26 protein-coding genes are annotated in these 26,743 nt (G+C 35.7%); 17 read left to right on the top strand and 9 right to left on the bottom strand.

Translation table 11 applies throughout. From position 1 onward, the window contains the following. Window positions 1-31: 31 nt before the first annotated feature. From AC1Q51_RS22855 to AC1Q51_RS22810, 10 genes are all read left to right on the top strand, one after another. Window positions 32-1,492, top strand: a complete 1,461-nt coding sequence (locus AC1Q51_RS22855) for an alanine/glycine:cation symporter family protein (RefSeq protein WP_097996909.1) — start codon at window positions 32-34, stop codon at window positions 1,490-1,492. Between the two features lie 136 nt (window positions 1,493-1,628). Next, entirely contained in the window at window positions 1,629-2,357 is a 729-nt protein-coding gene (locus AC1Q51_RS22850; protein ID WP_176543035.1) for an amino acid ABC transporter ATP-binding protein, read from the top strand. A 12-nt stretch (window positions 2,358-2,369) separates the two neighbouring features. Then, window positions 2,370-3,200, top strand: a complete 831-nt coding sequence (gene glnH, locus AC1Q51_RS22845; RefSeq protein WP_000916477.1) for a glutamine ABC transporter substrate-binding protein GlnH — start codon at window positions 2,370-2,372, stop codon at window positions 3,198-3,200. Between the two features lie 84 nt (window positions 3,201-3,284). Further along, window positions 3,285-3,941 carry an amino acid ABC transporter permease gene (locus tag AC1Q51_RS22840; protein ID WP_001112682.1) on the top strand — a complete coding sequence of 219 codons (657 nt, stop codon included), beginning with the start codon at window positions 3,285-3,287 and terminating at the stop codon, window positions 3,939-3,941. Beyond that, window positions 3,942-4,586, top strand: a complete 645-nt coding sequence (locus AC1Q51_RS22835) for an amino acid ABC transporter permease (protein ID WP_000345978.1) — start codon at window positions 3,942-3,944, stop codon at window positions 4,584-4,586. A gap of 204 nt (window positions 4,587-4,790) precedes the next feature. Beyond that, window positions 4,791-6,221, top strand: coding sequence for an amino acid permease (locus AC1Q51_RS22830; RefSeq protein ID WP_001187099.1), 1,431 nt, complete (start codon window positions 4,791-4,793; stop codon window positions 6,219-6,221). After that, window positions 6,196-6,573, top strand: coding sequence for an OsmC family protein (locus AC1Q51_RS22825; RefSeq protein ID WP_000778853.1), 378 nt, complete (start codon window positions 6,196-6,198; stop codon window positions 6,571-6,573). Before AC1Q51_RS22830 ends, AC1Q51_RS22825 begins: the two co-directional genes overlap by 26 nt. Before the next feature lie 63 nt (window positions 6,574-6,636). After that, entirely contained in the window at window positions 6,637-7,071 is a 435-nt protein-coding gene (locus AC1Q51_RS22820; RefSeq protein ID WP_492331733.1) for an HIT family protein, read from the top strand. A 180-nt stretch (window positions 7,072-7,251) separates the two neighbouring features. Continuing rightward, the gene (locus AC1Q51_RS22815) at window positions 7,252-7,809 is read left to right on the top strand and encodes an RNA polymerase sigma factor (RefSeq protein WP_492331732.1); all 558 of its coding nucleotides are present in this window, start codon (window positions 7,252-7,254) and stop codon (window positions 7,807-7,809) included. Next, window positions 7,775-9,211: a DUF4367 domain-containing protein gene (locus AC1Q51_RS22810; protein WP_326341663.1), complete on the top strand. Its 1,437-nt coding sequence runs from the start codon at window positions 7,775-7,777 to the stop codon at window positions 9,209-9,211. Before AC1Q51_RS22815 ends, AC1Q51_RS22810 begins: the two co-directional genes overlap by 35 nt. Before the next feature lie 28 nt (window positions 9,212-9,239). Here AC1Q51_RS22810 and AC1Q51_RS22805 read toward each other — a convergent pair whose 3' ends face one another. Further along, the gene (locus AC1Q51_RS22805) at window positions 9,240-10,220 is read right to left on the bottom strand and encodes a helix-turn-helix transcriptional regulator (RefSeq protein WP_141541659.1); all 981 of its coding nucleotides are present in this window, start codon (window positions 10,218-10,220) and stop codon (window positions 9,240-9,242) included. Window positions 10,221-10,299: 79 nt separating this feature from the next. Here AC1Q51_RS22805 and AC1Q51_RS22800 point away from each other — a divergent pair, with 79 nt between their 5' ends. After that, window positions 10,300-10,821 carry a dihydrofolate reductase family protein gene (locus AC1Q51_RS22800; RefSeq protein WP_000085779.1) on the top strand — a complete coding sequence of 174 codons (522 nt, stop codon included), beginning with the start codon at window positions 10,300-10,302 and terminating at the stop codon, window positions 10,819-10,821. Window positions 10,822-10,986: 165 nt separating this feature from the next. Here AC1Q51_RS22800 and AC1Q51_RS22795 read toward each other — a convergent pair whose 3' ends face one another. Together AC1Q51_RS22795 and AC1Q51_RS22790 are read right to left on the bottom strand one after the other, a co-directional pair. Continuing rightward, complete coding sequence (locus tag AC1Q51_RS22795; RefSeq protein WP_492331731.1) at window positions 10,987-12,378, bottom strand: sensor histidine kinase; 1,392 nt, start codon at window positions 12,376-12,378, stop codon at window positions 10,987-10,989. A gap of 11 nt (window positions 12,379-12,389) precedes the next feature. After that, window positions 12,390-13,067: a response regulator transcription factor gene (locus AC1Q51_RS22790; protein ID WP_053565245.1), complete on the bottom strand. Its 678-nt coding sequence runs from the start codon at window positions 13,065-13,067 to the stop codon at window positions 12,390-12,392. Window positions 13,068-13,242: 175 nt separating this feature from the next. Here AC1Q51_RS22790 and AC1Q51_RS22785 point away from each other — a divergent pair, with 175 nt between their 5' ends. The 4 genes from AC1Q51_RS22785 to AC1Q51_RS22770 all read left to right on the top strand — a co-directional run bounded on the left by AC1Q51_RS22785 (window position 13,243) and on the right by AC1Q51_RS22770 (window position 16,901). Continuing rightward, window positions 13,243-14,490, top strand: a complete 1,248-nt coding sequence (locus AC1Q51_RS22785) for a cell wall-binding repeat-containing protein (protein ID WP_492331730.1) — start codon at window positions 13,243-13,245, stop codon at window positions 14,488-14,490. 156 nt (window positions 14,491-14,646) lie between these two features. Continuing rightward, window positions 14,647-16,098: a SulP family inorganic anion transporter gene (locus AC1Q51_RS22780; RefSeq protein ID WP_000487918.1), complete on the top strand. Its 1,452-nt coding sequence runs from the start codon at window positions 14,647-14,649 to the stop codon at window positions 16,096-16,098. A 65-nt stretch (window positions 16,099-16,163) separates the two neighbouring features. Then, complete coding sequence (locus AC1Q51_RS22775; RefSeq protein WP_000277991.1) at window positions 16,164-16,586, top strand: universal stress protein; 423 nt, start codon at window positions 16,164-16,166, stop codon at window positions 16,584-16,586. Between the two features lie 198 nt (window positions 16,587-16,784). Further along, entirely contained in the window at window positions 16,785-16,901 is a 117-nt protein-coding gene (locus tag AC1Q51_RS22770; protein ID WP_002094283.1) for a DUF4027 family protein, read from the top strand. Window positions 16,902-17,001: 100 nt separating this feature from the next. Here AC1Q51_RS22770 and opp4A read toward each other — a convergent pair whose 3' ends face one another. The 6 genes from opp4A to glpT form a co-directional block, all read right to left on the bottom strand. Next, window positions 17,002-18,777, bottom strand: a complete 1,776-nt coding sequence (gene opp4A, locus AC1Q51_RS22765; protein WP_098235138.1) for an oligopeptide ABC transporter substrate-binding protein — start codon at window positions 18,775-18,777, stop codon at window positions 17,002-17,004. A 12-nt stretch (window positions 18,778-18,789) separates the two neighbouring features. Continuing rightward, window positions 18,790-19,695: an ABC transporter permease gene (locus tag AC1Q51_RS22760; RefSeq protein WP_064532043.1), complete on the bottom strand. Its 906-nt coding sequence runs from the start codon at window positions 19,693-19,695 to the stop codon at window positions 18,790-18,792. A gap of 18 nt (window positions 19,696-19,713) precedes the next feature. Continuing rightward, entirely contained in the window at window positions 19,714-20,679 is a 966-nt protein-coding gene (gene opp4B, locus AC1Q51_RS22755) for an oligopeptide ABC transporter permease (RefSeq protein WP_064532045.1), read from the bottom strand. 14 nt (window positions 20,680-20,693) lie between these two features. Further along, the gene (locus AC1Q51_RS22750) at window positions 20,694-21,620 is read right to left on the bottom strand and encodes an ABC transporter ATP-binding protein (protein ID WP_064532047.1); all 927 of its coding nucleotides are present in this window, start codon (window positions 21,618-21,620) and stop codon (window positions 20,694-20,696) included. After that, a complete protein-coding gene (locus tag AC1Q51_RS22745; protein WP_090978411.1) occupies window positions 21,607-22,626 on the bottom strand; it encodes an ABC transporter ATP-binding protein in 1,020 nt (339 codons plus the stop codon). Before AC1Q51_RS22745 ends, AC1Q51_RS22750 begins: the two co-directional genes overlap by 14 nt. A 281-nt stretch (window positions 22,627-22,907) precedes the next feature. Beyond that, window positions 22,908-24,257: a glycerol-3-phosphate transporter gene (gene glpT, locus AC1Q51_RS22740; protein WP_000466388.1), complete on the bottom strand. Its 1,350-nt coding sequence runs from the start codon at window positions 24,255-24,257 to the stop codon at window positions 22,908-22,910. Between the two features lie 269 nt (window positions 24,258-24,526). Between glpT and AC1Q51_RS22735 the strand changes: the two genes are divergently transcribed. Together AC1Q51_RS22735 and AC1Q51_RS22730 are read left to right on the top strand one after the other, a co-directional pair. Next, entirely contained in the window at window positions 24,527-24,985 is a 459-nt protein-coding gene (locus AC1Q51_RS22735) for a MarR family winged helix-turn-helix transcriptional regulator (RefSeq protein ID WP_001132365.1), read from the top strand. A gap of 19 nt (window positions 24,986-25,004) precedes the next feature. Further along, entirely contained in the window at window positions 25,005-26,618 is a 1,614-nt protein-coding gene (locus AC1Q51_RS22730) for an MDR family MFS transporter (RefSeq protein ID WP_000437647.1), read from the top strand. Window positions 26,619-26,743 lie beyond the last annotated feature (125 nt).

Genomic DNA, 26,743 nt, shown 5'->3' with positions numbered 1-26,743 from the left:
GAATATTCTTTATAAAGAAGGAGGGGGAATGTTGGAAGCTTTCGTAAATTGGTTAAATAATATTGTTTGGAGTCCAGCACTTGTTTATTTATGTTTAGGAGTAGGTTTATATTTTTCCATTCGAACGAAGTTTTTACAAGTAAGGCACGTAGGAGAAATGGTGAAGCTGACATTTCAAGGAGAAAAATCAGAAGCTGGTGTTTCTTCATTCCAAGCGTTAGCACTTTCATTATCAGGACGCGTTGGAACAGGAAATATTGCTGGAGTAGCAACAGCGGTTGCATTCGGTGGACCAGGAGCTGTATTTTGGATGTGGGCAGTAGCCTTTTTAGGGGCAGGATCAGCTTATGTAGAATCAACACTCGCGCAAATATATAAGACGAAACATCAAGGGCAGTTTCGTGGTGGGCCTGCTTATTACATCGAAAAAGGTCTAGGAGTTAAATGGTATGCTTTAGTATTCGTTGCAGCGACAATTCTTGCAACAGGACTTTTATTACCAGGTGTACAAGCAAATAGTATTGCTGTAAGTTTAGAAACAGCTTTTGGTATTAATACTACCGTATCAGGGACTATATTAGTTGTCGTATTAGCTCTTATCATTTTCGGTGGAGTAAAGCGGATTGTTAACGTAGCGCAAGTTGTCGTACCGTTTATGGCAATAGGCTATATTTTAGTAGCTTGCGTCATTGTTGCTATGAATATTGAAAAATTGCCAGAAGCATTTATGTTAATTATAAGAAGTGCATTTGCATTAGAAGCTGCATTTGGTGGTATTATCGGTTTAGCAATTTCTTGGGGAGTAAAACGTGGTATTTATTCTAATGAAGCAGGGCAAGGAACTGGGCCACATGCAGCAGCAGCAGCTGAAGTATCACATCCAGCTAAACAAGGTTTAGTGCAAGCATTTTCCGTTTACATTGATACATTATTTGTTTGTTCAGCAACAGCATTTATGATGATTATTACAGGCATGTATAACGTATTTGATGCAAGCGGAAAAAACTTTATCGTTAATAAATTAAATGGTGCTCAGCCAGGACCAGGATATACACAGGCAGCGGTAGAATCTGTTTTCCCTGGATTTGGAAACGGTTTCGTTGCAATCTCGCTATTATTCTTCGCGTTTACAACAATTATGGCGTATTACTACATTGCAGAAACGAATATAGCGTACTTAAATCGTGATAAGGATCGTCCTTGGCTGTCCATGATACTAAAGTTTGTATTTTTAGGAGCAGTATTCTATGGCTGTATAAAAACAGCAGCAACGGCTTGGGCTTTAGGCGACATTGGGGTAGGAATTATGGCATGGGTAAATATCATTGCGATTTTACTATTACAAAAACCTGCATTAGTCGCATTAAAGGATTATGAAAAACAGAAAAAAGAAGGAAAAGATCCAGTATTCGATCCAGGGCCATTAGGAATTAAAAATGCTGATTTTTGGGAGCATGAATACGGGAAAGATAAGAAAGAAGAAGTATCTTAATAGAATAGAAATGAAGAAGCAAAGGGGAAACCCTTTGCTTTTTTTTATGGACAAATTGAAGCTAAAAGTTATTTTTGGGACTATTTTTGAATATAAAAAGAATGTACATGCGTTGTTAGGGGAAGGGGGGAGTATGTTGATAGAATTTCGTAATGTAAATAAATATTATGGTAACTTTCAAGTTTTGAAAAATATTAATGTGCAAGTGAAAAAAGGCGAAGTAGTAGTAGTTGTCGGGCCTTCAGGATCAGGAAAAAGTACATTGCTTCGATGTATAAATCAATTAGAGGCAATTACAGATGGAGAATTAATTGTACAAAATACAGAGGTACACAATAAAAAAACGGACATGAATGAATTGCGGCGAAATATTGGGATGGTCTTTCAACATTTTTATTTATACCCACATAAAACAGTTCTGCAAAATATTACATTAGCACCGATTAAAGTAAATAAAGTTTCCAAAGAAGAAGCAGAGAAAACAGCAATGCTTTATTTAGAGAAAGTAGGAATCCCAGAGAAGGCTAACGTATATCCACATCAATTATCCGGAGGACAACAGCAAAGGGTAGCAATTGCTAGAGGACTTGCGATGCAACCGGAAATTATGCTGTTCGATGAGCCTACGTCTGCTCTTGATCCGGAGATGATCGGGGAAGTACTTGATGTTATGAAAACGCTAGCTAAAGAAGGGATGACAATGGTCGTTGTCACGCATGAAATGGGATTTGCACGAGAAGTAGCAGATCGGATTTTATTTATGGATGATGGTCAAATTATTGAAGATACAACACCGGCACAATTTTTTGCAAATCCTGAACAAGAAAGAGCTCGTTTATTTTTAAGTCGGGTGCTAAATCATTAGAGGAGGAATTTCATGCTTAAAATGAAAAAGTTATTTACTTTAATCGTATTTTCATGTTTATTCGTGCTTGTTGTTGCTGGATGCGGAAGTAAAAAAGATGAGGCAAAGGAAACAAATACGAAGCAAGGCGGGGCTGTTGAGCAAATTAAGAAACGAGGGAAATTAGTAGTTGGGGTGAAGAATGATACGAATTTATTTGGATTAAAAAATCCTTCAACAGGGCAAGTAGAAGGATTCGATGTTGATATCGCGAAGGCACTTGCGAAAAAAATTCTTGGGGACGAAAAGAAACTAGAGTTGAAAGAAGTAACATCTAAAACACGTATTCCACTACTGAAAAATGGTGATATTGATGCAATTATCGCAACAATGACAATTACGGAAGAACGTAAAAAAGAAGTTGATTTTTCAGATGTATATTTTAAAGCAGGGCAATCGTTACTTGTGAAAAAAGGAAGCAATATTAAGAGTATTGATGATATAAAACAAGGTGTGAAAGTATTAGCTGTAAAAGGCTCAACATCTACAAATAACATTCGTCAAAAGTCACCAGAAGCGACTGTATTAGAATTTGAAAATTACAGTGAGGCATTTACGGCATTAAAAGCAGGAAAAGGTGATGTTTTAACGACAGATAATGCAATTCTTTACGGCATGGCAAAACAAGATTCAAATTATGAAGTTGTAGGGAAAATTTTCACGGATGAACCGTACGGAATTGCAGTGCAAAAAGGTGCAGATGATTTAACGAAAGAGATTAATAGCTTGCTAAAAGATATGAAAGCGAATGGAGAATACGATAAATTGTATGAGAAATGGATTGGTCAAAAACAAGAAAAATAAAGTGACACTTAATTGGAATAAATAATAAGAGTGAGAGGATGAGGGATGCTCATCCTCTTCTTGTAAAGAAAGAGGGGAGAATATGTGCCTGATTTTTCTATACTAACGAATAACATTGATATGTATTTAGAAGGCTTTAAGTATACAGTTATGTCTAGTGTAATTGCATTAATAGGAAGCTTTATTTTAGGAGTAATTTTGGCGGTAATGCGTATTGCACCGATTCGTATTTTAAATTGGGTAGGATCAGCTTTTGTAGAGTTTGTAAGAAATATTCCACTCGTATTAATTGCATTTATATTTTATTTTGCTTTACCTGTAATAGGAATTACTTTAAATGGTTTTGTAGCAGGAACAGTTACGCTTACGGTATATACGGCAGCTTTTATTGCGGAAGTCATTCGCGCTGGTATTCTATCAGTCGCGAAAGGTCAGATGGAAGCAGCAAGGTCTTCAGGGTTAACGTATGTACAGGCGATGTATTATGTTGTCTTACCTCAAGCGATGAAAATCGTAATTCCTCCTCTAGGAAATCAATTTCTCAATTTAGTAAAAAACTCTTCCATACTCGGAATTATCGCTGGTACTGATTTAATGTATCAAGGAGATTTAATTTCAACGAAGACGTTTGTTACGTTTGATGTTTATATATTTGTCGGGATGTTTTATTTAATATTAACAATTCCGCTCAGTATGCTAGTGCGTTATTTAGAAAAACGCTTGGCAAAGGAGGCGGTGTAAATGGATTTTAAGGGGGCAATTACAGGGGATCATATTCTATTTTTATTAAAAGGATTACTTATAACGTTAGAGGTAGCGCTCGTAGCAATTGTACTTAGCTTTATTATCGGTAGTGTAATAGGAATATTGCGCTACACGAAAATACCTGTCGTCTCACAAATATTAGGAATTATCGTTGAAGTGATTCGAAACTTACCACTACTGTTAATTATATTTTTCACGTATTTTGCACTTCCAGAAGCAGGCTTGAAATTAGAAATTATAACAGCTACAATTGTTGCTTTAACAATATTTGAAGCTGCAATGATATCTGAAATTGTTCGAAGTGGTCTATTATCTATCGAAAAAGGGCAAATCGAAGCAGCGAGGTCTTCCGGATTAACGTATGTTCAAGCGCTGTGGCATATTATTTTGCCACAAGCATTAAGAAGAATGGTCCCGCCACTTGTCAGTCAGTTTATTTCATTGCTGAAAGATACAGCGCTAGCAGTCGTTATATCACTACCAGAGCTTATTCATAATGCTCAAATTATTAGCGGGCAAAATGTAAATTATATGATTCCGACGTTTATAGTAGTTGCTTGTATGTATTTTATCGTAAATTATAGTTTATCAATTTTATCGAGAAGGTTAGAACTTCGTTGACTCTTACAATATATGTAAGGGTTTTTTCCTTGTTTATCCTTATTTTCCTCTAAATAGAATCTAAATCTTGCAATAATTAGATTTTTTATATTATTTTATCAGAAAAGTTTTAATTTTATATAGAAAATGTAATCGCTTTCGTGTATATTTTTATTATCAGAAAATTTTAACAAGACATAGGGGTATGGTAGGGGGAGGATTTAGATGCAGCAACCAACGAATGAGAAATTACATCGTACGATGAAGAGTAGACATTTATTTATGATCGCACTAGGTGGTGTAATCGGAACTGGTTTTTTCTTAGGTTCTGGTTACACTATTAATCAGGCTGGACCAGGGGGAGCCATCCTTTCATATTTAGTAGGCGGATTTATTATGTATTTAACAATGCTTTGTCTTGGAGAGTTAACGGTAGCAATGCCAGTTTCAGGTTCTTTCCAAAAGTATGCGACGAAGTTTATTGGACCAGGAACGGGCTTTATGATCGGCTGGTTATACTGGCTTGGCTGGGCAGTAACAGTAGGACTAGAATTAACTTCAATCGGTTTAATGATGAAAAGATGGTTTCCAAATGTTGATGTTTGGGTATGGTGCCTTGTATTCGGCGTTATTTTATATGCTTCAAACGCAATTTCGGCGAAAAGTTATGCCGAATTAGAATTTTGGTTTTCTAGTATTAAAGTAATTACAATCCTTGCATTTGTTGTTCTTGGTGGTAGTGCATTATTAGGATTTATATCATATGACGGAAAAGAAGCAGCACCTCTTTTCTCTAACTTTGTAAGCGATGGTGGACTTTTCCCAAATGGACTAGCTGCCGTATTACTTACAATGATTACAGTTAACTTCTCGTTCCAAGGAACAGAGTTAATCGGAATTGCAGCGGGAGAAAGTGAAAATCCAGAAAAAACAATTCCACGTGCGATCCGTAATACAGTATGGCGTATTATGTTATTCTTCATTTTAACAATGACAATTTTAGTAGGATTAATTTCTTGGAAAGAAGCAGGCGTAATTGAAAGTCCATTCGTAGTTGTATTTGATAAAATCGGTATTCCATATGCAGCTGATATTATGAACTTCGTTATTATTACTGCGTTATTATCTGTAGCGAACTCTGGATTATATGCAGCGACACGTATATTATGGTCACTTGCAAATGAAGGAATGGCACCAACTTCCTTCCAGAAAGTAAATAAGCGTGGTATTCCAATTACAGCGCTAGTCGTAACGATTGCGGTAGCTGGATTATCTCTATTCACAAGTTTCCTTGCAGAAGATACAGTATACATGTACTTATTATCGATAGCTGGTTTATCGGCTGTTTCAAGTTGGATCATTATTGCTTTATCGCAACTTCGCTTTAGAAGTCAGTATATAAAAGGCGGAGGAAAGTTAGAGGACTTAAAGTATAGAACACCACTATATCCGATTGTTCCAATTTTAGCTTTAATTACAAATAGCATCGTTGTTATTAGTTTAGCGTTTATTCCTGAACAAAGAATGGCGTTATACTGCGGTATTCCATTTATCATTTTCTGCTATATATATTATTATTATATGAGTAAGAAACAGCAGAAACCGATGAAAGTGGAGATGGACAAAACAAATGAAACTAACAATCAAACACGATGATATAAAGGCAGATTTATCGTACGCTCAATTAGCGATTGGAAAAGAAAACGGGTATTCACCGTTACAATTACTCGTTTCTTCTATCGCAGGATGTAGTGCAATTGTCTTTCGAACAATTTTAGAAAAGAAACGTATTACATACGATACGTTTACGATCGAAACTGAAATTGGTAGAAGTGAAGCTTTATCCAAACCAGTTGAAAGTGTTCATTTGCACTATAAAATTAAAGCGGAAAACATTACAGAAGAGCAGTTGGACAAAGCATTGCAGCTTGCAGTGAAAAATTGCACGATTGTTCAATCTGTAAAAGACAGTATAAAAGTTACGGAAACAATTGAACTAATAAAATGAAACATAAAAACGTGAGAGCCGTATTCTCACGTTTTTATGTTTTTAGAAAGAGGGGAAAGTGTAGTGGACTGTTTAGGTTGTAAATTAGCAAACGAAGAGGAAAAAATATATAAAGTATATGAAGATGATTATGTAACTTGCTTTTTAGATCATGCACCTTTCTACCCAGGACATACTTTAATTGTGCCAAAGCAGCATGTTGTAGAAGTAGACGAATTAGATGACGTTGTAGCAAGATCAATTATGGATGCTTCTAAGCTGATTGCAAAAGCGATTAAGGCATTATATAAACCAGATGGAATTACAGTTTGTCAAAATGGTGGAGTATTTAACGAGTTAACACATTACCATATGCATGTCGTACCAAAATATAAAGAGCGTTCGTTTGCTGAGTTTTATACGGTGCAAACGGAGGAAAAGAAGAATCATAACTTTGAAGAGACAAAGAATTTGTTAAAAGAAGCGATAGAGCAAATACTGCATATTGAAAAGGTGTAAAAGAATTTTTCTTAGAGATACAGTCAGGAAAATTCTAATATTAAAAAGCCCAATTTCTTAGTTACAATAGAGAAATTGGGCTTTTGCTTATTCTATTATTAAATTTTATCTATAAAAAGATTTTGCAGTGTCACAAAGTTACAGTGCTCATTCGTTATATAGAGTGAGAGGAGGAATTATATGAAAGTTACAAACAACGATTATGAAAAGATGGAAGAGCTATATGAGTTGTATGAACAAAAAATTTATTATGTAGCTTATTCTATTTTAAATAATATTCAACAGGCTGAAGATGCGGTTCAAGAGACGTTTATTACTCTTTATAAGAACTTGGAAAAGCTCCATAGCTTGAGTACTGAAGAGCTTAAACGCTACATTTTGAGGGTTGCGAAAAACAAGGCGATTGATAGCTATCGGAAAAATAGACGACATGAAACATTTTTAGAAGAATATGAAAGAGAATCAACAGAAACAGTAGATGAAAATATTGAAGAGTGGGAAAAACGTGTAATGTCCGAGTTTCAAATTGATGCATTGTTAAAAGAGTTAAATGAGTCTAATAGACAGGTGTTTAAGTATAAAGTCTTCTATAACTTAACGTATCAAGAAATTTCAATTGTCATGGGGATAACGGAGGCCAATGTCCGCAAGCAGTTTGAGCGTGCTCGAAAACGAGTCCAAAATATGATAGGAGGTATACAACATGACGAATTCAAAGAACTCCAAAGAAATATATGAACTTGCTGAAAAAATTGCTTTAGATGATTTTGATAAACTCGAAGAACAACATGAATTTTCACATACATATACGCGCAAAAAGAAATTGTTTATGGAAGAAATGAAGCTGAGAGGCGAGCGACCACAGAAAAAGCGTAAAAGACATCGTATGTTAATCGCTGCTGCCTGTTTATTAATTGGTATGCCAACAACTGTTTTTGGTGCAGTGAAAGTCTATAATATGATTGTTCAAAAACAAAATTACGAAGTAAATGTGTCGGTAAAAAATAAGGACTCAAAAAAGAGTGATAAGTGGTATAAGCTGAAAATAGGTAAATTGCCAGAAAATATGGAAGCAATCGATGATAGTGCTATGAAATATTCATTTAAAGATAACGACGCAATGGGCGGGTTTTCATTCGTTCTTTCGAGAGTGGGAGAAAATGCGGATTTTCAAACTTTATATTCAAAAAGTTATGAAGAAAAAGAGATAAATGGCAGGAAAGCAGTAATTGTCCATAAAGAAACTGGAAACAACAACGTAATGTTTGACAGAAAGGTCTTTCTCTTTTTTGAGAAAGAAGGGATTATGTTAGAAAGTTATATTGGATCCGATGTAAACGAAGAACAAATGATAGATGTGTTAGGGAGTATTTCACTTGAGCCTACGTCAAAAGAAAAGGCATCATATATAGCAGATTATGATGAAAATCGCTTTACCAAAGCAGCTGAACCGAAAGAAAATAAGGTGATTCCATTGAAAAAAGATAGTAAACGACTATTTCATATAGGACAAAAGGTTCCAGTAACGATATCTATGGATAACAGCCAAATTGAATATGTGATAGAAAAAGTTGAAGTCTTTGATTCAATTAAAGATTTTAAACAAGAGAATTTTAATGAACTTGGCCTAGAGATATTAAGCAAGAATAAGGCTTTAGATCAGATGGGAAAATTACTATCGTACAGACGAGATGAATATAAATTAGGGAATGGTAAAGATTCAATTGATACATTAGTAGATTCGAAATTAGTTAATGTTAAATTTGTCTATTTAACAACAACAGTGAAAAATATTGGTAAAAAGTCGACAGAAGAAATCTATATGCATCCATCCATAAAACAGCTTAAATTTGAAGGGAATGCATGGAACTACGCTAAAGAAGAGGGAATGGACGCAACGCGTATTATGACGGGTGAAGTGGATTATTTAGAACCTCACGGAGATGGAAAAAGCTTTTACAATATTGGCAGTATCACACCAGGACAAACTGTAAAGGTTAATCTAGGTTATTTTGTAGATGAGGATAAACTAGATTCAATCTTTTTGGATGCTTTCAATTACAGAGGGACTGGCGACACTGAAAATATGAATGCGAAACATCGTTGGTGGTTTGATATTCGTCAACAGTCAAAACAATAGGAACAAATACACAAAAAGCTGCTTATATTTAGCAGCTTTTTTCGTCTTCATACATATGTAAAACTTCTTTCGCACGTATACGTAAACCATCTATCAATTCTTTCGGTTCTAAAACTTTTGCATCTTTTCCAAGTCTATAAAATAAAGGAGTAATAAAGTTAATCTCACCTTTATCAATTGTTGAATGTATATATCCTGTCCCATCCTCGTTTACTATAACGAATTCCTCAAGGTAAGGAACGCTTTTACATTGGCGTACGCCTTCTGTTGTCAGTAAAACATGTAACTGAGTAGGACTATGTACTAAGTTAGAGTCAGAGGCAAACCACTCTTCTAAATTCATGAATGTATCCTCATTTTCTTCCGTTGATAATATAGAAAGAATACGATCGATGCGATACAGTAATACTTTTTTCCTGCCATAGTCATAGGACGGTAAGTACCATAGCCCGTCATGAGAATATACACCGATAGGATGAACATGTTTTGTTTTTATTCCCGACTTAGATTCGTATTGAAAGTGTAAATCTTTATTTTCAATAGCCGCGGTTAGCACTTCGTTTAAAAGGGGTGTATCAATTGCTCTCTTCGGATTCCAAAAGGCAATATAAGAGCGTATTTTATCAACTTTCGCTTTCGCATCATGTTGTAGAGAGCTATATAGTTTATGAGTGACAGAATTGATTTCTGTATTAAAAGGCAAGTCTCTGTAGTAGCTTAAAGATTGAAAGGCAAAAAAGATGGAGACTGCTTCTTCTTCCGTAAATAAGATAGGTGGAATGACCCTAGTTGTTAATACTTTATATCCTCCATTACGACCTTGTTCAGCATAAATGGGTAATCCCATATCACTTAAATCTAAAATGTATCTATGAACCGTACGAACGGAAATATTAAATTCATCAGCTATTTCTTGCGCTGTAAATGCTTTTTTTGTAGAAGCAAATATAAGAATATCTAATAAGCGTTTAGCTTTTGACAAATGTATCACCTTTTTTCTTTTTAACATGACATAAATTGTCGTATTTTATTGTTAGTATATTGTTTACATCATATGTTATCAAGATGAGATGCAAGGAGGAAAAGATATGTCACGTGAAATAGTTTTATTTATAGCGGCGAGCTTAGATGGATATATTGCGAAAGAAAATGATGATTTAGAGTGGTTAATGGAAACGGAAGGAGAGGGAGATAACGGTTATACAGAAATGTACGAAACGATTGATACAATAATTATGGGAAAGAAAACGTACGATTATGTAGTAGAGCATACGGAAACATTCCCGTACTTAGATAAAGCATGTTATGTTTTTTCTCGTTCAGAAAAAGGTTCAGACGGAAACGTGGAATTTGTAAATGAAGATGTAGTGGAGTTTACAAAAAGGTTAAAAGCACAAGAAGGATCTAAAATATGGATGGTTGGTGGAGGAGAGCTACTGAGAGAATTCTTTAAAAATAATCTAATTGATGAATATATTGTTACGATTACACCGCATATATTAGGCTCAGGTGTCCCATTATTTAAAGAAAAGAATCCAGAAATTAATTTAACTTTAACGGATACGAAACGTTTTGGGCAATTTGTAAATTTATATTATAAAGTAAAATGATAAAGTGAAACTTTAATCAGTGGGGGTTTTGTTCATCTCCCACTGATTATTAGTTGAACCAATCGGGCTTTTACGGGCAGTTGATCCCCCACCTAACTTCTTTGCTTCCGCTGAATTTTGATGTAGGGGTCGTACTGCCCGTTAATGCGGGATAAATAAACACGACTACTGATGATAGTCGTGTTTATTTATAGATGGTAATGAAATTATAAAGCAAGACCCGTGATTGATTTCACTCGTTACTGTAATATTCCCGCCGTGTAGCTCTACAATTTCCTTCACGATAGAGAGTCCTAAACCAGTTCCGCCTGTAGATCGTGTTCTTGCTTTATCGACACGGTAAAAGCGGTCAAAAATGTGAGGGAGGTCTTCAGGCGGGATACCTTCGCCTTCGTCCTCAATTTTAATGGAAACACGTTTATGTTCCTCTATTACAGAAATATTGATATAAGAATGCTCCTTTGAGTGTCTATAAGCGTTATTTAACATGTTTACTATAACTTGTTCAAATCGCTGCTCATCTAAGTTTCCTAGCAGTGTAGGAGGACAAGAGAAAGAAACTTTAATGTATCTTTCTTTATACATGGCGTTTACTTTTTCAGCTATGCGAGTAAGGAAGGTGTGTAAATGCACTTCCTTTACTTGAATAGAAAAGTTATGTTGTTCCATTTGTGCAAGTGAAAATAAATCTTGAACTAAGTTTGTAATGTAATCAGACTCATCTTTTATAATTGATAAATATCGCAAACGTTGCTCAGGAGGGGTGCTTTCTTTTAAAGCAATGTCAGCATAACCTCTTACGTATGTTAATGGTGTTCGTAATTCGTGAGCAACACTTGCTAGAAATTCACTTCGCTCTGTTTTCATATAATGTAAATCATTTGCGAGCGTTTGAATAGATGATGCTAGTTCACCAATTTCATCATTTCGAGTAGTTGTTAACGAAACGGACAAATCGCCTTTACTCATTTTTTCAGTTGCATGTTTCATGTGTAACAATGGTTTTGTTAACAAACGTGATAATAGAAAGATGGTGATGGCTGTTAGTAGAAACGTAATGACTCCGGCAATAATGAATTGTCTTGTTAGCCCGTTAACCATTTCCTCGATTGATTCCGTCCCGAGAAACATATATACGTAGCCTTCCGTTTTTCCAGCCACTACAATGGGGCTAACTGTACATATATAATTAGATGTTTTCCAATGATTCTCTATAATTGCTCCGTCATGATCTGTCCGTGTTTGCATCTTTTCAATATGCTTTTTTATAGTAGTATTTATTTCATTGGATTTAGCTAGTACCTCCTTATTTGCATTTGTAATAACAACAGTAGTTTCGGCTTCGGATTCCATTAGTGCAACATGGGAGATTGTTTGCTTATCAAAATACTTTTCAAGGACATCTCTGTGACTATTTCCGCGCTTTAATAAAGCTGTCATTTCTTCATTTACTCTATTGTTGACAAGGCTATAATAAAGCGAGACAAATAGAACACTTTCGATTAAAAGTGTAACAATCAAAAAATAAAATCCGAGCTGAATAGAAATTCGCTTCATTGCTTTGCTCCTTAATCTAGAGTATCAACCCATCGATATCCGACTCCGTAAACAGTTTTTAAATGGTGATCAATAGGGAAATTTGCTTTTCGCAATTTATCACGTAAATTACGAATATGTGAATCGACTGTGCGATCTTCTGTATTTGTGTTTAACCCCCAAATTCGTTCGATGAGCTGATCACGGTTTAATACGTAGTTCACATGGCGTAAAAATAATCCGAGTAAAGAAAATTCAATTGGTGTGAGAAGGAGTTCTTCATTATGGACAGAAACGAAGTGTTTTGTTTCATCCCATACAATACCGTGATATTGGATTTGTTTATGTTCATTTGTACGTCTTAAAACGGCTTCAATTCTTGCGAAAAGTTCTTCTTCATGGAAAGGTTTCGTTACGTAATCATCGGCTCCAAGTTTTAATCCTTGAACGACATCTACTGTTTGATCACGAGCTGTAACCATAATAATGGGAATGTTACTAAAAGATCGGATTTTTTTGCACGTTTCCCATCCGTCCATCTTTGGCATCATAATATCGAGTAAAACAAATTTAAAGTTTCGATTTTCTATATGTAAAATAGCCTCTTCTCCTGAAGTCGCACATACGCAGTTATATCCAATTGGGGTAAGATAAAGCGTTAATAATTCAAGCATTCTCGGTTCATCGTCTACGAGCAGTATATCAATCATAGAGAGCCCTCCATATTTATAATCGTTACTTAAAGTGTAATGCAAAATCATGAAGAAATGGTGCAGATTATGATGTGTCTGCATAATTTCTTCAGAATTGCTTGTTATTGTGGAGTTGAAATTACATTTTAGGTAATCATATTGGCTCAAAAATGATTAATACGGAGGCGGTATAATGAAAAAAATGACCCGAATTTTTGGGATAACAATAATTACAGCAGTTGGTCTTGCTGCATGTGGACAAACGAATACAGACCATAAAAACCATGAATCTACAAAAGAGAAGAAAACAGAGCAAAAGGAAATGAAAATGAATCAGGAGGTAACGGCGCCAAAAGAAATGAACGAAGGGGCATCGAATGATTTATTAACGACAAGTTTAAAAAATGTAACAAGGTTAAATACAAATGATCCCCTGCAAATGGCAGTGTTAACTTCGCAAACGATATGGCCAGCAACCCATAAAGAGAACCAGCCGGGTGCTGTTATTTTAGTACCAGCAAGCGAGTGGCAATTAGGTATTGCGAGTGCAGACCTTATTCATCATCCGAATAACGGGCCGATTTTATTTATAGAAAAAGAAAAGATACCGGAAATGACGTTAAAAGAAATAAAACGATTAAATCCAATCGGAACGAAAGATGGAACACAAATTATGGTGATGGGGGATGTAGGTACTAGCGCGCTTGAACAATTAAAAGGTTATAAAGTAAAACAAATAAAAGAAACGGACCCAGCTATATTTGCGAAAGATGTTGATAAGGAGTATGCCGATATAACAGGAAGCTACCCAAATAGTGTTATTATCGGTTCATCTGCAGAAGAAGGACGTTTATATACAACACCCGCTGTAAATTGGATTTCTCATATGCCGGAACCACTACTCTATACAGAAAAGAATAAAGTGCCAGAAGCGACAATAGAGGCATTAAAGATGAGAAAAGATAAAGCAAATATATATATATTAGGGCCAGAAAAAATTGTTTCAAAAGAAGTAGAAAAGGAGTTAAGCAAATACGGGAAAGTAACGCGTATTAGTGGAGAGACCCCTACAGAAAACTCGATTGCGTTCGCTAAATTTAAAGATGAAAAAACAAAATTTGGCTGGGGATTCACAAAATCTGGTCACGGTTTATCATTTGTTTCAAGCAAAACACCAGATTTAGCAGTTGCTGGGGCACCTTTTTCACATATGGGTAAACACGCACCTGTTGTATTATTAGAAGAAGGTAAAGCTTCACAACCAGTGTATGACTTCCTTGCAAGCATTCAGCCGAAGTTTAAAGATGATCCAACACTTGGACCATATAATCATGGCTTCTTATTAGGAAGTACGAGTGATATTTCATTTGAAACACAAGGAATACTAGATGAGAGGTTAGAAATTGTTCAGGAAAGTGGTCAAGGACACGGTGGACATTAACGAAATGAGAAAAGACGCTACTAAGGTAGCGTCTTTTTCTTTAGGAAACTTTTACATAGTAAAAAATCTTCTACTCGTTATATAATAGCTTTCGTGCAGTCGGCTAGATTTTCTTATGGAGAAAATCAAATTATAAAGGAGTAGAGGAGTGGTATTTTGTTTCAAACGATAAAAAATGACTGGTTTTCTAATGTGAGAGGGGACGTGTTATCAGGAATTGTCGTTGCTTTAGCATTAATCCCTGAAGCGATAGCCTTCTCTGTTATTGCAGGCGTAGATCCGACAGTTGGACTATACGCAGCCTTTTGTATTGCGGTTACCATTTCATTTGTTGGCGGAAGAACTGGAATGATTTCAGCTGCAACAGGTGCAATGGCATTATTAATGGTAACGCTCGTTAAAGATCATGGTTTGCAATATTTATTTGCTACAACAATATTAACAGGTATCGTCCAAATTATTTTTGGCGTGTTCAAACTGAGCTCATTTATGAAGTTTGTTCCGAAATCTGTTATGAGTGGTTTTTTAAATTCACTTGGAATTTTAGTTTTTACAGCGCAATTACCGCATTTTAAAAATGCAACTTGGCAAATGTATGCACTCGTTGTATTAGGACTTGCAATTATATATTTATTTCCACGTATTACAACGGTTGTACCTTCTACGCTTATTTCAATTATTATTGTGACGAGTATTGCACTTATGAGCGGATTACAGTTGAAAACAGTAGGGGATATGGGAAGCCTGCCGAAAGAATTACCGTTCTTTAGTATTCCTGATGTGCCATTTACATTAGAAACATTAGGGATTATTTTACCTTATGCAGTTATGCTTGCAATCATTGGTTTACTAGAGTCTTTATTAACAGCTTCAGTTTTAGATGATATGACGCATACAGAAAGTAATAAGCATAAAGAGGCACGCGGACAAGGGATCGCAAACATCGTTGCTGGATTTTTCGGAGGAATGGCAGGATGTGCAATGATCGGCCAATCTGTTATTAATATTAAATCAGGTGGACGAGGTCGCCTATCAACATTTGTAGCGGGCGGATTTTTAATCGTATTATTATTCGTTTTAGGAGATTATGTCGTTCATATTCCGATGGCAGCTTTAGTTGCGGTTATGATTATGGTTTCAATTGGAACGTTTGATTGGAACTCTGTAACAACGATTCATAAAGTACCAAAAGGAAACGCATTTGTTATGATCGTAACAGTTGTGATTGTCCTAATTACACATAACTTAGCATTAGGTGTAATTATCGGAACAGTAATTAGTGCGGTGTTATTTGCATTCAATATGGCAAAGATTCACGTGAAACATTTATATATTGAAAATAAGAAAATATACGAAATTCACGGTCAACTTTTCTTTGCATCCACAGCCGATTTCATAAATAATTTTTCATTTAATGAAGATGTAAAAGAAATTGAAATGAATTTTACTCATGCGCACGTATGGGATGATTCAGCGGTGGCATCAATTGATAAAGTTATCATAAAGTATGAGCAAAGTGGTGTGAAAGTAAGTATAACAGGATTAAATGAACGTAGCTCAAAACTTGTTGCAAATTTAGCTACTTATAATAAAAGAATTGCTAGTTAAAAGCCTCCTTTTTAGGAGGCTTTATTATATAATACGAGTAGGATAACGAAAAGGGGATTCAGCATATGTACAAACAAATTATATTAGCATGTGACGGTTCTGAACATGCACTTCGAGCAGCGGAACATGCAACATATATTGCGAAATGTAGCGCAGAAACAAATGTTGAAGTTGTGTACGTAGTAGATAATAGAACGGCAAAATCAGATATTATACAAGGTCAAACAGATTTAGAAACAATATCGGCTAGTCGAAAAGATAAATTAAAAGAGATTGAAGTTTTATTAAAGAAAGAGAACATATCTTATACAATTACGATATTACATGGTGATCCTGGAGATACAATTGTTCAATATGTAAATACAGGAGATATAGATCTTGTTATCGCCGGAAGCAGAGGGCTAAATACACTGCAAGAAATGGTACTTGGTAGTGTAAGTCATAAAATAGCAAAACGAGTGAAATGTCCGGTGATGATTATAAAATAAAATGTAACTAAAGACCTTAGTATAGCTGAGGTCTTTTTTATGTATAAAGAACTCTCATTTGTGGAAATACTAGATATATAAGTTGAAAAGATGTTAACTTACAAATTTGTAAGTTAGTTGTTAGAGAAATCGATGTTATGAAATTTTTCCCATTGGTAAAATAAAAGTATCAAAGGGGAGATAGGGAGGATGGAAGCAATGAAATCATTTCAAAATTTGTCATATAGTCAAGGGGTAAGCTTAATTTGTTTAGGGGGATTTGCTGGATCTGTTACGTTAGCTGTTTTAATAAAGGTATTTCATCAAATCTTTTAATATTAGAGTAGGGAAGGAATTGGTTGTTATAAATAGTAAGAAAAGGATTGTAAATAAAAAATAGCTCCTGGCATGTATCTCAGTGCCAGGAGCTATTTTATTATTTCTCTGTTTCTGCTTTATCGCTCGTTACGCTAACTTTACCCCACTTATATTGATCTTCTGGTGTATATTTGTAATCTTTTACGCGATTATTTACACCTTTTAGGTCAAATTTATAATGAAGTGGAATTAATGGTACTTCATCATGAACTAATTTTTGCCATTTATCGTAGACATCTTTACGGTACTTTTCATCAGCAGCTTTTGGAGAAATACCTTGTTTTAATAATTCTGTGTTTTTGTCAGTAGCCCAACGTGTGTAATTGAACGCTGCATTTTTAGCCCAAATACCAGAAGGATCTGGATCAGATGCAGTTCCCCAAGCTGCCGCAAAAAGATCAACTTTTGGATCATCTTTTTTAATCATATCGTAGAATGAGTTGAATTCATGTAAGCGACCATCAAGAAGCTCTACTTTTAGACCGATGTCTTTCCAAGATTGAATAAAGAATTTTGCAAGTGGTTCACTTACATCGCTACCACTCATTGATAAGAAATTAGCTTTAAATTCTTTACCATTCGGGTCTTCGCGGAATCCATCCCCGTTCGTATCTTTATAGCCAGCTTCATCTAATAACTTTTTAGCTTTCTCTACATCTTTATCATAGGCACCAATTTTATTGTTATGATATTTTGGTAGAGATGGTGGGATTGGTGAGTTAGCCGGATAACGTAGGCCGTGATATAATTTTTCGCCAATTTCTTTTCGATCAATAGCATACGCCATCGCTTGACGTACACGAACATCTTTAAATTTCTCCTTATCCATCACTACTTCTTCTTTTTCTTTATCCATATGGCCTAATTTAAAGCCGATATAACTATAGTATAAATCGGTTTTACCGACTAATTGTGCATTTTTTAATTTACTTACATTTGGATACTGATCTGCACTTACTTCAGCAATGTCAATATCACCATTTTTTAAGGACGCGTTAACAACGGAAGGGTTAACAACTTTTAAAACCATACTTTTCAGTTTTGGTTTTCCACCATAATAATCATCAAAACGTTCAAATTCAACAGATTCTCCTGGAGTAATTTTCTTCACTTTAAAAGGTCCGAAACCAATTGGGTTTTTACGGATTTTGTCAGATTCTGCTAATTTATCGATTGGTACATCTCCTAAATATTTCTTATGAAGAGGGTATGCCCAAAGCCCAGTTTTCACTGAAGGATTCGGCTCTTTAAATGTAATCGAAATTGTTTTTGGATCCGTTACCTTTATACCTGAAATTTTTTCGGATTTTCCATTGTGGTAATCTTCCATACCTTCAATCATTTGCATTTGAGTGTCATAGCGAGAACCGGCATATTTTTTACTACCAATCACTAGATAAGAGTATTCTAAATCCTCAGCAGTAACAGGGTTTCCATCATGCCATTTTACATTATCTTTGATTTTTAGTGTAATTGTCTTTTTATCTGCAGAAATTTCATATGTAGCAGCGCCATCATTTGTGTATTCCCAGTTTTCGTCATTTGATAATAAAGATTCATCGAAAATTGTAATGACTTGGTTATCAGGATCTCCTTCATATACAGCGAAATTTAAAAGTCCTTCAAATGGTGTGTTAGAAACAAGACCATATGTTAATGAACCATCTTTAATTTCCTTTTTATCATTTTTAACAGATGCACTAAATTTATTTGTATCTACTTTTTTTGTGCTGCTCGTTTTTTCACTACCACCACTGCCCCCACATGCTGAAAGTAGTAATGTTGAAACTGCAAGTGTACTTAATACTTTGAAAAACTTTGGCTTATTTGTCATTTCTTCCACCCCTTATCCCTTTCTTTGTCTTGCGTCGGCCGAACGGCGTAGCGCTTGACCAATAAAATTTATACACAGCATCAATGTTAAAATCATGATTGATGCGGGTAACCAAATCCACCATTTCTCTTGTAATACATCTGGATTTCTAGCATAACTAACAAGTGTACCAAGGCTTGGTGTACTTTCTGGTAGACCAAATCCTAAGAAAGTTAGACCAGATTCAATACCGATGTTTCCAGCAAGATTTAATGTAATGCTAACAATGATAATTGAACTTAAGTTAGGTAGTACTTGGAAAAGAATGATTTTCCAGTTTGGTGTTCCTAAAGTTTTAGATGCAGAGACATAATCGAGTTCTTTTTCAGTTAATACTTTTGAGCGAATTAATCTGGCTTTTCCTGTCCATAAGAACACGCTCATAATTAAAATGAAAGTGAAAATATTGAACGTAGGAACAAGTGTAATAAATACAATTACAAGCATTAAAAATGGTAAAACCATAACAAAGTCGATAACGCGCATAATGATATTATCAATAGTTCCTCCGAAATAACCGGCAATTAATCCAATTGAAAGACCAATTAAACAAGAAAGAATAGTAATTGCTAATCCAATTGTAAATGAGTTACGTGTACCAATAATAAGTTGACCGAAAATATCGCGTCCTCCGTAATCTGTTCCTAACCAATGTTCAGCAGAGGGAGGAGCATAAATAGCGAATAAATCAACTCGTACAATATCTTCTTGTTTCATAATAAAAGATGTTGCGTAGACTGCTAGTAATAAAATTGCTAGGAAAAAAAGTGAAAACATTGCTAATTTATCTTTACGAAGTTCTCGCCACATAATAGAGAAACCGGAAGGGCTTTTTTCGTAATGAATAACTTCAGTTTGTTTTTCGGGTTTTGCTAACATAATGTTTCTTCACCTCCATTAATCAATACGAATACGTGGATCGACGATGCTTAGAATAATATCTGAAAGGAGAGTTCCAAGTAACGTTGCAAATCCAGTAAACATAACGAGTGCAGTTATTACACTAAAATCACGTTGAGAAATAGATTGTATAAATAGTTGTCCAATTCCTGGATAGCTAAAAATACTTTCTAAGAAGATGGCACCGCCAACTAATCCTGTAATTTCATAGCCTAAGAAGGCTGCAATTGGTAAGAATGAATTTCGTAAAATATGTCTAGAATAGATTTTTGATTCTGGAACACCTTTTGCTCTTACTGTACGCACAAAGTCTTTATGTTTCGTATCAATAATTTCGCTTCGTAAATATTGAACAGTACCAACTGTTGCAATTAATGCCCCTGATAAAGCTGGTAGTAGCATGTGATTTAATTTGCTTAAATAGTAAGCAAATGTTCCTGTTGCAACTTGAGGATCTACGCTACCGCCGGTTGGGAATATTGCAAACTTAAATCCGAATAGGAAGAGCATAACGAGTGCAAATATAAATAGTGGTGTAGCAAAACCTAGATAGTTGTAAATGGTAATGAGTCGATCAGCCCATGTATCATTCCACCGCCCACTTATAACTCCTAGTGGTATGGCAATTAAATAAGTAAGAATAAGAATAACAAGTGCTAAAGATACTGTATTTCCAAGGCGTTCTCCAATTAACTCGGTTACTTTCATTTTGTGTGCATAGGAAATACCGAAGTCACCTTGGACTGCATTTTTAATCCAGCGAACATATTGTGTTGTAACTGGGTCATTTAATCCAAGCTTTTCACGTTGTTCTTCAATTACTTTTGGATCCGCTTTTGGATTCATTGCTCTGCCGGTTAAGGCATCGCCTGGCATTGCTTTAGCTAGTAGAAAGACAAGTATACTTAACACGAATAATTGCGGGATCATCACTAAAAATCTCCGTAATATAAACTTCCACATGTTTTATCACTCCCTTAAGGTAATGCCACCCGGTGTGTTGGCGAGATTGTTTTTAAATCGTAAGCACGACCATTTTCGTTGAAATAGTTTTCGTATGATTTTTCGTATTCAGCGCTTACTTCACGACGTAATTTACGTTGTTGTTCGCGGTTTTCAGGACGAATATCAGGAATAGCTGATATTAAGCGCTTCGTATAGATATGTTGTGGATTATTATAAATTTCTGCACTTGTTGCTTCTTCAACGATGCGTCCGCGATACATAACACCGATACGGTCACACATATGGCGAATTACGCCTAAATCATGACTAATAAATAAGTATGTTAGTCCGAGTTCAGCTTGTAAATCTTGCAAGAAGTTTAAAACTTGAGCTTGTACCGACACGTCAAGTGCAGATACAGGTTCGTCCGCGATAATAAGCTTCGGTTTTAATGTAAGTGCCCGTGCAATACCAATTCGCTGTCTTTGTCCACCAGAAAACTCATGTGGATATTTATAAACAGATTCTGGGTTTAATCCAACTATACTAAGATACTCTTGAACGGTTCTACGTTCTTCATCAGGTGAGAGCTTCTCAAAATTTCGAAGAGGTTCAGCAATAATATCGAGAACACGTTTTTTCGGATTTAATGATGAATAGGGATCTTGGAAAATCATTTGAATATCTTTTCGTTGTTCACGTAGCTCAGAGCGACTTAACTTTGTTAAGTCTTTATTGTTAAAATGAATGCTACCATTTGTCGCTTTCGTTAAATGCATAATTGCTTTACCTGTTGTTGATTTACCACTACCAGATTCACCAACGATTCCGTATGTTTCACCCGGTTGTAATTCAAAACTTACGCCATCGACAGCGCGCACGAAATCTAATGTACGTCCGAAGAAACCACCTTTAATTGGGAAATGTACTTTTAAATCGTCTACTTTAAGCAGTGCCATGAGTTACGTCATCTCCTTTCTTATCTTGGAAGTTGAAATGCTTGTAGCAAGTACAACGTACCCAATGGTCTGGCTTTACTTCATGCAAAATTGGATTTTCCTCGTGGTGATCAGGTCTAATCCATGGAATTCGAGCTTGGAAACGGCAACCCGTGCGAGGCATCTTCGCCAACGAAGGAACAACCCCTTGAATCACGTGTAACTTTTCTTTTTCTGCATATGCAGACGGGATTGAGTTTAATAAGGAACGAGTGTATGGATGAAGAGGATTATTAAAAATCTCTTCTACTGTTCCTGTTTCTACAACTTGTCCTGCATACATAACGACAATACGATCGGCGGTTTCGGCAACGACGCTTAAATCGTGTGTAATTAAGATGATGCCCATTTTTGTTTGTTCTTGAATGGATTTTAGTAAGTCTAATATTTGAGCTTGAATTGTTACATCTAGAGCGGTTGTTGGCTCATCTGCAATGATGAGTCCAGGCTTACAAGCAATTGCAATTGCGATAACAATTCTTTGTCTCATTCCGCCAGATAATTCGTGTGGGTATTGTTTATATGTAAGTTCTGGTTTTGGAATACCAACTTGATGGAGTAGTTCTAAGGTGCGTTCTTTCTTTTCAACTTTTGAAAGGCTTGTGTGGTAGTCTAAGTTTTCTTCGATTTGTTTTCCAACTGTCATAAGAGGATCGAGTGCTGTAAGAGGTTCTTGGAAAATCATACCGATGTTTGATCCGCGTACTTTATTCATCTCTGCGGCGGACATGGTTAGTAGATCCTTATCTCTATAGTTAAGCTGCCCTTGTAATTTTGTATTTGCTTCATTATGCAATCGCATAATGGAAAGGGCAAGTGCACTTTTTCCGCATCCTGACTCACCAACGATAGCAACAATTTCATTTTCATGAACAGTTAAGGATACATCATCAACTGCTGCATGATACTGATCTTGTATACGAAAGGAAGTTTGCAAGTTTTCAATACGAAGAAGTGGATTCTTCATGGCTATCCCTCCATCTTTTCTGAAAAAACTAAATATTTTGTATGTTGTTATTTTAATATAAATTGACAATGTTTGACAAGGATAAGTTGAAAAAATATTCAAAAATCTTTTTATATAAAAGTGGAATGCAGTTGTATTAGGTGTTGAAGTAATTTGGAAGCGCTAACATATATATGAGAGGAAAATAAATCTTTTGTAAGAAAAAAGATTTATATGTAGAAAAAAGAGAGGCATTCTGGAAAGAATGGTCTCTCTTTTTTTGATAAGTATAATATTTGTACTTAAGCTTGCTTTTGTTTTGTTGATCCTGTATTTAAAGTAAGGGCAAGGAAGAACATTGCAAGTATGCAAGATGCAAGTAATAAGATAAATCCGCCATCCCATCCAAATGCATCTACGATAAAGCCCATAGCGGCACTAGCGAAAGCAGCTCCGCCTAAGTAACCGAAGAATCCAGTTAAGCCTGCTGCAGTTCCAGCAGCTTTCTTTGGTGCTAAATCTAGAGCGTGTAGACCAATTAGCATAACCGGTCCGTAAATTAAAAATCCGATTGCGACAAGTGCGATACTATCAACCATTGGATTACCAGGAGGGTTTAACCAGTAAACAAGAACTGCGATAAATACACCAACCATAAATAAAATACCAGCAGGTGCACGACGTCCTTTAAATAGTTTATCACTCATCCATCCGCAAAGAAGTGTACCTGGAATACCAGCCCATTCATATAGAGCGTAAGCAGTACGTGAGCTACTATGAGTAAAGCTTTTTTCTTCTACTAAATAAGTAGGAGCCCAGTCTACAACGCCGTAACGTACGAAATATACGAAAACGTTCGCAATAGCGATGTACCATAAAAACTTATTGTTTAGTACGTATTTAAATAAAATTTCTTTTGCCGAAAGTTCGCGTTCGCGATCTTTTATTTTCTCATCTGGTGGATATTCTCCAGTATGCTCTTCAATAGAAGGTAGTCCACAAGATTGAGGCGTATCTTTCATCGTAATTAATACATAAATACCAACTAAAATTGAAAGAATACCTGGGAAGTAAAAAATACTTTTCCAGTCATTTGCAAAGAAGTATAAGCCTAATGTTACAAGAGAAGGCATAAGCGCGCCGCCGACATTATGAGCGACGTTCCAAATAGACATTTTTGTACCACGCTCGCTAATAGAGAACCAGTGAACCATCGTACGACCACAAGGAGGCCATCCCATACCTTGTACCCATCCATTTAAAAACTGAAGTACAAACATAAGTATAATGCTCGTTGTAATGAAAGAAAATGAGCCGAAAATAATATTAATGATACCTGATAAAAATAGCCCAGCTGCTAAAAAGTAGCGAGGATTACAACGATCGGATACGATACCCATCAAGAATTTACTTAATCCGTAAGCGATAGATACTGCTGAAAGGATAACCCCAAGTTCCCCTTTACTAAAGCCTTGTTCGATTAAGTATGGCATTGCTAGTGAAAAGTTTTTTCGAACAAAGTAGTAACCTGCATAACCGATGAAGATACCTAAGAATACTTGTAAACGTAATTTACGGTATTCGCTATCAACGCGATCAGCTGGTAAGCGTTCCGCGTGGGGCGCAGGTTTAAATAATTGTGTGAAAAACATAAAATGAAAATCCTCCCCTAATTAATTCGAAGCGTTTTAAGACAGAGAATATAAAAAGGCCATGAAATATAAAAAAGTTTCCTTTTTTATGATTCATAGCCGTGTACTCCGTTTCTCCGTGACTGTCAATATTAACTTCGTCGAAAATTATACAACTTTGTGACAAAAATGTAAACGTTTTTATGAATAAAAGTATTGACGGATTTTGTTCGTGGGATTAATATTTAAATACGTTAAATATTTTATTGTTTAAATAAGAGGTGGATAACATGCCAAATGATATGACGCATATCGATAAAATTCAAGCTCTTGCCTTTTCGATTGGAAAGAAAATGCAGACGGAGTTATTAGAACAAATGCAAGCAACAGGACTTACACCACCGCAGTTTTATATTTTAAAGATTTTAGATCATTATGGGGCTTCAAGAGCGACAACATTAGCAAAAAAGATGTATGTGAAGCCTAGCGCGATTACAGTGATGATTGATCGTCTAATCGATCAAGAACTTGTAGAACGCTATCACGACAAAGATGACCGTCGTGTTGTCATCATCGAGTTAACGAAAAAGGGGAAAGCTAGAGTAGAAGAGGCAATGACAGCTCGCAACGAGCATATTGCAAAATACTTTTCACATTTAGAGTTGCAAGAAAGAGAAGATTTATTACGTCTCTTTGAGAAGTTAGAAACCATTATTTGCGGGACACAAGAGAAAAAAGAGAATAACTAAGAGGAATTGAGGAGATTACATGGAGCAACAAGAAAATCAAAATAGAAAGTTGTTGTTAATCGGTTTAGTAATCGCGATGCTATTTGCTGCATTAGATGGAACAATTGTTGGTACAGCAATGCCACGTATCGTCGGTGACCTAGGCGGATTAAGTTTAATGACATGGTTAACGACAGCTTATATGTTAACATCAACGACAGTTGTACCAATTGCAGGTAAATTAGCGGATTTACTTGGTCGTCGTAACGTATATATAACAGGGCTAGTTATTTTCATGATTGGTTCGGCGTTATGTGGTATGGCGAATGGTATGACAGAATTAATTATTTTCCGTGGTATTCAAGGTCTTGGTGGCGGTATTATGATGCCAATGGCTATGATTATTATTGGAGATATGTTCACGGGAAAAGAACGTGCGAAATGGCAAGGTATTTTTGGTGCGTTATACGGTCTTGCTTCTGTAATTGGACCGCAAGTTGGTGGTTGGATTGTAGATGCAGTGAACTGGAGATGGGTATTCTACATTAACTTACCGGTTGGTATTTTAGCAACAATCTTTATTGCAATGGGATTAAAATCACATAAACAAACAGGACCAATTAAAATTGATATCGCTGGAATCTTTACGATGATTCTAGGTGTTGTAAGTTTATTACTTGCGCTAACGTTTGGCGGAAAAGATTATGCATGGGATTCTTGGCAAATTATCGGTTTATTCGCACTAGCTGTAATTGGTATCGTTAGCTTTGTTATTGTTGAAACGAAAGCTGAAGAGCCGATTTTACCAATGCATTTCTTTAAAAATCGCACATTTACAATACTGAATGCGATTGGATTCTTTATGAGTATTGGAATGTTCGGCGCGATTATGTTCGTACCATTCTTCATGCAAGGTATTGTAGGAGTAAGTGCTGCTGAATCAGGAACAATTATGACTCCAATGATGATTACAATGATTGTAATGAGTATTATCGGTGGGCAACTTGTATTAAAAGTTGGTGTAAAACCACAAATTATCGCAGGTATGCTTATTATGGCCGGTGGTTTTTGGTTATTAACAACGATGGATATGCACACAACGAAGCTTACAGCTACTTCTTATATGATGGTTATCGGTTTAGGAATGGGTCTTGTAATGCCGACATTAACATTAGCGTTACAAGAAAGCTTCCCGAAAAAAGACCTTGGTGTCGTAACGTCATCAAGTCAGTTCTTCCGTCAAATTGGTGGAACATTTGGTATTACAATTTTAGGATCAATTATGAATAACACTTCAGGTACAACGTTAACAAATAAATTAGTACCTGTATTAGATACATTCCCGAAAGAAGCGGGACAAATGGTAACGAAATTTAAAGATATGATTCACACAGATCCACAAGGTTTATATTCGATGCTATTTAGCCCAGAGGCATTAAAACAAATGCCAGAAGCGTTTGCTAACAGCATTGTACCTATTTTGAAAAACTCTTTAGTAGACTCGCTTCATACTGTATTCTTAACAGGATTAGTATTTATCGTAGTAGGTGCCATCTTTACGATTTTCTTACAAAAAATTAAACTATCAGATCGTAAAAAAGATGCTGAAGAGCCTGCTGTTGAAGAAAAAGAAAAAACTGTATCATACTCGTAATGAAGAAGCATCGCCTTATGGCGGTGCTTTTTTGAGTATAACCTTAAAAGCTTTTTAGTGAGAAATGATTGACGTATTTTTAGAAATACGTTATATTATTTTCTGTAAACGGTTACATGAAATGA

It is taken from the genome of Bacillus sp. MT94, from assembly GCF_058792475.1.
This window is presented reverse-complemented; position numbering and strand designations above follow the sequence as displayed.

Excerpts from the sequence above, each read along its gene's own strand:
- glnH (WP_000916477.1), top strand. The coding sequence starts at position 2,370 with ATGCTTAAAATGAAAAAGTTATTTACTTTAATCGTATTTTCATGTTTA.
- AC1Q51_RS22835 (WP_000345978.1), top strand. The coding sequence starts at position 3,942 with ATGGATTTTAAGGGGGCAATTACAGGGGATCATATTCTATTTTTATTA.
- AC1Q51_RS22830 (WP_001187099.1), top strand. The coding sequence starts at position 4,791 with ATGCAGCAACCAACGAATGAGAAATTACATCGTACGATGAAGAGTAGA.
- AC1Q51_RS22825 (WP_000778853.1), top strand. The coding sequence starts at position 6,196 with ATGAAACTAACAATCAAACACGATGATATAAAGGCAGATTTATCGTAC.
- AC1Q51_RS22815 (WP_492331732.1), top strand. The coding sequence starts at position 7,252 with ATGAAAGTTACAAACAACGATTATGAAAAGATGGAAGAGCTATATGAG.
- AC1Q51_RS22810 (WP_326341663.1), top strand. The coding sequence starts at position 7,775 with ATGACGAATTCAAAGAACTCCAAAGAAATATATGAACTTGCTGAAAAA.
- AC1Q51_RS22805 (WP_141541659.1), bottom strand. The coding sequence starts at position 10,220 with ATGTTAAAAAGAAAAAAGGTGATACATTTGTCAAAAGCTAAACGCTTA.
- AC1Q51_RS22800 (WP_000085779.1), top strand. The coding sequence starts at position 10,300 with ATGTCACGTGAAATAGTTTTATTTATAGCGGCGAGCTTAGATGGATAT.
- AC1Q51_RS22795 (WP_492331731.1), bottom strand. The coding sequence starts at position 12,378 with ATGAAGCGAATTTCTATTCAGCTCGGATTTTATTTTTTGATTGTTACA.
- AC1Q51_RS22790 (WP_053565245.1), bottom strand. The coding sequence starts at position 13,067 with ATGATTGATATACTGCTCGTAGACGATGAACCGAGAATGCTTGAATTA.
- AC1Q51_RS22785 (WP_492331730.1), top strand. The coding sequence starts at position 13,243 with ATGAAAAAAATGACCCGAATTTTTGGGATAACAATAATTACAGCAGTT.
- AC1Q51_RS22775 (WP_000277991.1), top strand. The coding sequence starts at position 16,164 with ATGTACAAACAAATTATATTAGCATGTGACGGTTCTGAACATGCACTT.
- AC1Q51_RS22770 (WP_002094283.1), top strand. The coding sequence starts at position 16,785 with ATGAAATCATTTCAAAATTTGTCATATAGTCAAGGGGTAAGCTTAATT.
- opp4A (WP_098235138.1), bottom strand. The coding sequence starts at position 18,777 with ATGACAAATAAGCCAAAGTTTTTCAAAGTATTAAGTACACTTGCAGTT.
- AC1Q51_RS22760 (WP_064532043.1), bottom strand. The coding sequence starts at position 19,695 with ATGTTAGCAAAACCCGAAAAACAAACTGAAGTTATTCATTACGAAAAA.
- opp4B (WP_064532045.1), bottom strand. The coding sequence starts at position 20,679 with ATGTGGAAGTTTATATTACGGAGATTTTTAGTGATGATCCCGCAATTA.
- AC1Q51_RS22750 (WP_064532047.1), bottom strand. The coding sequence starts at position 21,620 with ATGGCACTGCTTAAAGTAGACGATTTAAAAGTACATTTCCCAATTAAA.
- AC1Q51_RS22745 (WP_090978411.1), bottom strand. The coding sequence starts at position 22,626 with ATGAAGAATCCACTTCTTCGTATTGAAAACTTGCAAACTTCCTTTCGT.
- glpT (WP_000466388.1), bottom strand. The coding sequence starts at position 24,257 with ATGTTTTTCACACAATTATTTAAACCTGCGCCCCACGCGGAACGCTTA.
- AC1Q51_RS22735 (WP_001132365.1), top strand. The coding sequence starts at position 24,527 with ATGCCAAATGATATGACGCATATCGATAAAATTCAAGCTCTTGCCTTT.
- AC1Q51_RS22730 (WP_000437647.1), top strand. The coding sequence starts at position 25,005 with ATGGAGCAACAAGAAAATCAAAATAGAAAGTTGTTGTTAATCGGTTTA.